Consider the following 4,783-nt stretch of genomic DNA (forward strand, 5'->3'; position numbering starts at 1 on the left):
CCGGGTCGAGGTGCCAGGATGGGCCGGGACGGCTCACCACAGGAGGTCATGTGTTCATCGTCGCCGGCACCCTCTACGTCGACCCGGCCGAGCGGGACGCCTACCTGGCCTGCTGCATGGAGGCTGTGCGGGCGGCCCGCTCGGCGCCGGGCTGCGTCGATTTCGCGATGAGCGCGGACCTGATCGAGCCGGGCCGGATCAACGTGTACGAGCGCTGGGAGTCCGACGAGCAGCTGCTCGCCTTCCGCGGGTCCGGCCCGGCCGAGGAGCAGGCGACGAAGATCCTCGGCGCGGAGGTGCACAAGTTCCGCATCCACAGTGTCGAGGCGCCCTAACGCGGTCAGCGGAGCCGCGAGCAGACCGCGATACGGCCACGTGGCCTTAAAGGTGAGGCCGATCAGACGTCGTTGGTTCGCAGCGTCTGACCGGAAAATGAACCCGGCCACGCTCGGGTCTTGTGCAGGGGACGGTGACCACGGCGACACCAACCTCGGCGGCGAGATGCCGCATCCGGTCGACGATCTTTCCGCGGACCTGCTGGGACAGGCGCGTGTTCAGGCTACGGCCCATACCCTTGGCTTCCATCGACCCCAGATCTTCCACATAGATCACGGTCGCGGCGGCGGCGATCGCCTGATCCACCGCCCACCGGGCGGCAGCCCACGCGAGCGCGTCATTCAAATTCGCACGGCGGGCGGACACATGCTGGATCTCGTCGCTCAGGACCGCGTGTTTGCCGGCGAGGTCGTGCTGCTGGTCACCGGCAGTGAGCCGCTGGTAGTGGTCGGCCTTGGCGTGCAGCCGCTCGGACAGACGGCGCAGCCGGTGCTGCTTGGCCAGGACACCCGCGGCCCGGAACTGGCCACCAGCCCCCAACGCGGTGATCCGACCATCGGCCTGTAGTCGTAGGGCTCCGGCGCTGAGGAGGGTGTTCAGGCCCCAGTCCACGCCGACCGCCACCGTGTGGCCGGTGCGCTTCGCCTTCGGCACCGTGTGCGTGTACGCGACATCGGCGCGCACCTGCCGGCCGGTGACGCGCAGGGTGGGCAGGTGCAGCACCGCCGAGACGGGCACCATAGGCGGCAGACTGATCGGACAGGCCACCCACGTCCAATCCCCGTAGGCGTGCGGATCCACACGGGTAGGCAACTGCAAACGCAGCATCACCCTGCCCGGGTCGGTGTCGCCGCGCTCGATCGTGGCCTGCTGCCGGTCACATGCGGCCAGCAGCAACATCCGCGGAACCCTCGGGGCGCCTTCAAGCTCGAACACATCCACCGGCAGACGACCATTGGCGTTGAGAAACGTGACAGCCTGCCGGGTACGGCCCTTGATGACACTGGACGGCAGGCCCTCCCCGCCGGGGATCGCCGTGCGCACCTGCTCCCACTCCTGAGAGGTGCGTTTACGCGGATCGGCTGGCCAGGTCGCCAGGACCCCGGCTGTCAGGTCAGCACGCCACTTCACCGAACGCAGAACACGCCCCGCCTGCTCCTGAGCCATCCGCACGATCCGCTCATTGACCCTCACACCCTCCGCGCCCGTGACAGCCCAGCCCAGCCGGCGTAACGCCATCCACGCATTCGAGGGCAACCTCCGACCACCCGCGTCCTGCCCGGAGGCGAGCACCTCCACGTCGTCGGATAGGGGGTGCCGTTTTCCGGCACCCCCCTCCTCAGAACCGTGCTTGCCACTCGTCGCGGCACACGGCTCAAGCAGCCCGCGTGGGCGGGCAGGCTCCTGCTTGGCTGGTCCGGGCTGGGTTCTGCGTCCTGTTGTGTCGCCGGGCGCAGTGGGCGTGTACCAGGCGGTGTGTTGTCCGGCCGCTGTTGTGCTCGGTGATGGCCTGGTGGGTCATCGCTTTGCGGACGGCCGCGTACCAGGTCTCCCACTGGCTGGGGGAGTCGGGTATGTGGTCGGTGTACAGCAGCGGTTCCCGGCACAGGGGGCAGAGTCCGTGTTGGGAGCGCAGGGCGCGTTGCCAGGACTCTGCCAATTGTGGGGGCTTGCGCTTGCGTCGCCGGTCGGCCCAGTACTGGGCCAGGGCAGGGTCGTCGGGTGAGTTCCTGCCGGTGACCGGAGCGTGCCGGACGATCTTCGTCTGGGCGTACTGGTGGAGGTAGGCGCCGGTGTCCCGGTCGCCGAAGACCCACCGGTTGCGCCTGGTCGGGTTGAACGGGCCGAAGTAGCGGGCAGCAACCCACTTTCGGCTTTTGCGGGGGTGCCTGCGGCGGGCCCACTTGTAGAGGTGCTGCCACAGGTGCTTGTCCAGGCTCTGGTAGGCCTTCTTGGACGCCCCGGGCCGGAAATAGTTCGCCTGGCCTCGGATGATCGGGTTCATCTTGATGATCACCTCGGCGGGGCTGGCACCGCGCAGGGTGCGCAGTTCCTCGGCGATCCTGCGCCGGATCTTCTTGAGCGCGTCGCGGCTGGGTCTGGTGAGGGCCTTCGTGCCACTGCCGACGCGGTAGCGGCGGATGTTGAAGGACAGGAAGTCGAACCCGTCGTCGATGCGGCCGATTCGTGTCTTTTCCTTGTTGAGGGAAAGACCCCGTTCCGTCAACCAGTGGCCGATCCTCGCCTGCACCGTTTCGGCCTGTTCGCGGCTGTGGCATAAAACCACGAAATCGTCCGCGTAGGTGATAACGGTTGGGCATCCGGCTTTCACGTAGCCGCGGGAGTCGTACCGGACTCCGGCGGCTTCTTCCATTCCTTGCAGCGCGATGTTCAATAGCAGCGGTGAAATTCCTCCGCCTTGAGGGGTTCCCTCGTCGGTCGGAGAGTACCGGCCCCGATCGACCACTCCTGCTTTCAGCCAGCCGCGGATCTGCTCCCTGGCGGGGAACGTCCCGATCCGTTCGAGCAGAAAGTTGTGGTCGATTCTGTCGAATGCGGATTTCAGGTCCGCGTCGAGCACCCAGTCTCGTTTCGCGTCTTTGACGGCGATAGCTCGGTGGATCATCTCGATCGCGTCGTGGCATCCGCGGCCCGGCCGGAACCCGTACTGCTTGCGGTCCAACCGGGCTTCCCACTCCGGCTCCAACGCGTTACGCACCCGTTCCTGTTGGGCGCGGTCAGCGATGGTTGGAATGCCGAGTGGGCGTTTCCCGCCTTTCTTGGGTATGTACACCCGCCGCACCGGTAATGCGTGCCCCGGGCCGGTCCTGCCGTGCAGCAGCATCGCCAGATCGGCCCGAGCTTGGGAGGTCATCGCGACCTTCCTGTCCACGCCTGCGGTGAGGCGGCCGGAGTTGTGCTGACTTACCCGCCGCACGCTGACCAGCGTGTTCGCTCGGCTGCGCAGCATCAGTTTCTGCAGGTTGCATACCTGTTTCCGGTCGCCTGCCTGCGCCGCCTTGAAGATCCGTTGCCCTAGTCGCTGTACCCGCGCCTCCTGTTCCCGCCAAGCGATGGCGTCCCAGTCGATCGGGTCCTCCGGTCCGTTCACCGCGCCGCCGGCCGCATCGATCGCCGCGATGTCGACCACCACGGTCGTCGCGTCCCGCGACAAGGCGCCTAACTTGTCCATGTGGTTCCAGCGTTTCCTTGGCTCTGATTCGTCAAAGGGCCACCCGGCTCACGTCAGCTCCCTTTCGGGCCCAGACACCCTCGTCTGGTATGCGGCCAGTTATACAAAGGCGACCGTATAGAGGGTCCGGTCATCTGCCTTCGCTTTCCTGCTGCCTTTCGGCTACCGCCATTCGCTTCTTGGCCGTCCTGTACCCGCCACGGATCTCCGCTTCCCTCACGGTCGGCCTATCGGCGGATGGTCTGATCCGCCGAACCCTGACGGGGTTTCCATGTTCCGCACTGGTGAGATACGACCGGTGTCGGGCGTCTCCTGTACCCCGGGACCGTGGTGCTCTCATGGCCGACAGCGAGACTTCAGCCACCACTGCCGTGTTTCAACGGCGGGTCCTGTCCTTCGCTTTTGCATTCCATCTTCCGAAGTTCTGGATAACGAGGCTTACAGAGATTCACGAAGTTCGCCCTTCCGGTCTTCCCCTTGCCGGTAACCAACGGATGGAGCATCGGTCCTTGGGCTTCCTCCCGGGCTTCACACCCCGCCGTTACCAGCGACGCATGCCAGGAGCGGGGACGAGCGCTGAGCACTCGCTCGGAGCTACCCGTCGATAATCGACCCCCCATTTCGTCTAGCTCACTCACACAGTGCGACTTCATGTCGCACCACGCTGTTCCAGTGCTCGCCGCGCCGACCATGCCCGCCACCAGATCAGCACACCAGCCCACCCGCTCCGCCACCACCGCCTGGCACAGCACCTCACCAGACCCGCCGACCAGGGCGGCCCAGCCGGTCCGAACCGGATCCTGCAGACCTTCGCCGCGCGGCAGGCCGCCCAGCGGGCCGGGCGACCGGAGCCGGCGATTCGGCGTGTGCAGCTGCGCAGACCGGAGGACGCCGAGGCGGAGCTGGAGGCTGCTCGCGCCGCTCGAGCCGGAGCGCCCCCACGGGGTCACTGGGTTCGCGGCCACTGGAAGCAGCAGTGGCATGCCAGCCTGGGGGAGCACCGCACCATCTGGATCAGCGGCTATCCCCGCGGTGGCTTCTCCGCCGGCGTGGTGCCGGGGCAGAAAGCTCTCGTCGTGTCCGAGCGGCCCGTCCCGACCAGGCCGGAGGAGGCGCCGAGCGCATTGCAGGCATCTCACGGCGGCTGCATGCGGCGCAGGCGGCGACAGTGTTACGCCAGGTGTGGCCGCCGCTGCACACCAAGGATCGTGTGCAGCTCCTCAATCCCACAGGTGTGGCTGAACCTCGTCACGG

General features: G+C 66.9%; 3 protein-coding genes. 1 reads left to right on the forward strand and 2 read right to left on the reverse strand.

Translation table 11 applies throughout. From position 1 onward, the window contains the following. Nucleotides 1-50: 50 nt before the first annotated feature. Nucleotides 51-335 carry a putative quinol monooxygenase gene (locus ACNAW0_RS29935; RefSeq protein WP_416291397.1) on the forward strand — a complete coding sequence of 95 codons (285 nt, stop codon included), beginning with the start codon at nucleotides 51-53 and terminating at the stop codon, nucleotides 333-335. Nucleotides 336-381: 46 nt separating this feature from the next. Here the strand turns inward: ACNAW0_RS29935 and ACNAW0_RS29940 are convergent, their stop codons facing one another. Both ACNAW0_RS29940 and ltrA read right to left on the reverse strand, forming a co-directional pair. Next, nucleotides 382-1,503: a hypothetical protein gene (locus tag ACNAW0_RS29940; RefSeq protein WP_416291398.1), complete on the reverse strand. Its 1,122-nt coding sequence runs from the start codon at nucleotides 1,501-1,503 to the stop codon at nucleotides 382-384. Nucleotides 1,504-1,711: 208 nt separating this feature from the next. Beyond that, nucleotides 1,712-3,529, reverse strand: coding sequence for a group II intron reverse transcriptase/maturase (gene ltrA / locus ACNAW0_RS29945; RefSeq protein WP_416291399.1), 1,818 nt, complete (start codon nucleotides 3,527-3,529; stop codon nucleotides 1,712-1,714). Between the last annotated feature and the right edge of the window lie 1,254 nt (nucleotides 3,530-4,783).

Source organism: Micromonospora sp. SL1-18 (genome assembly GCF_047921505.1).
GTDB lineage: Bacteria > Actinomycetota > Actinomycetes > Mycobacteriales > Micromonosporaceae > Micromonospora.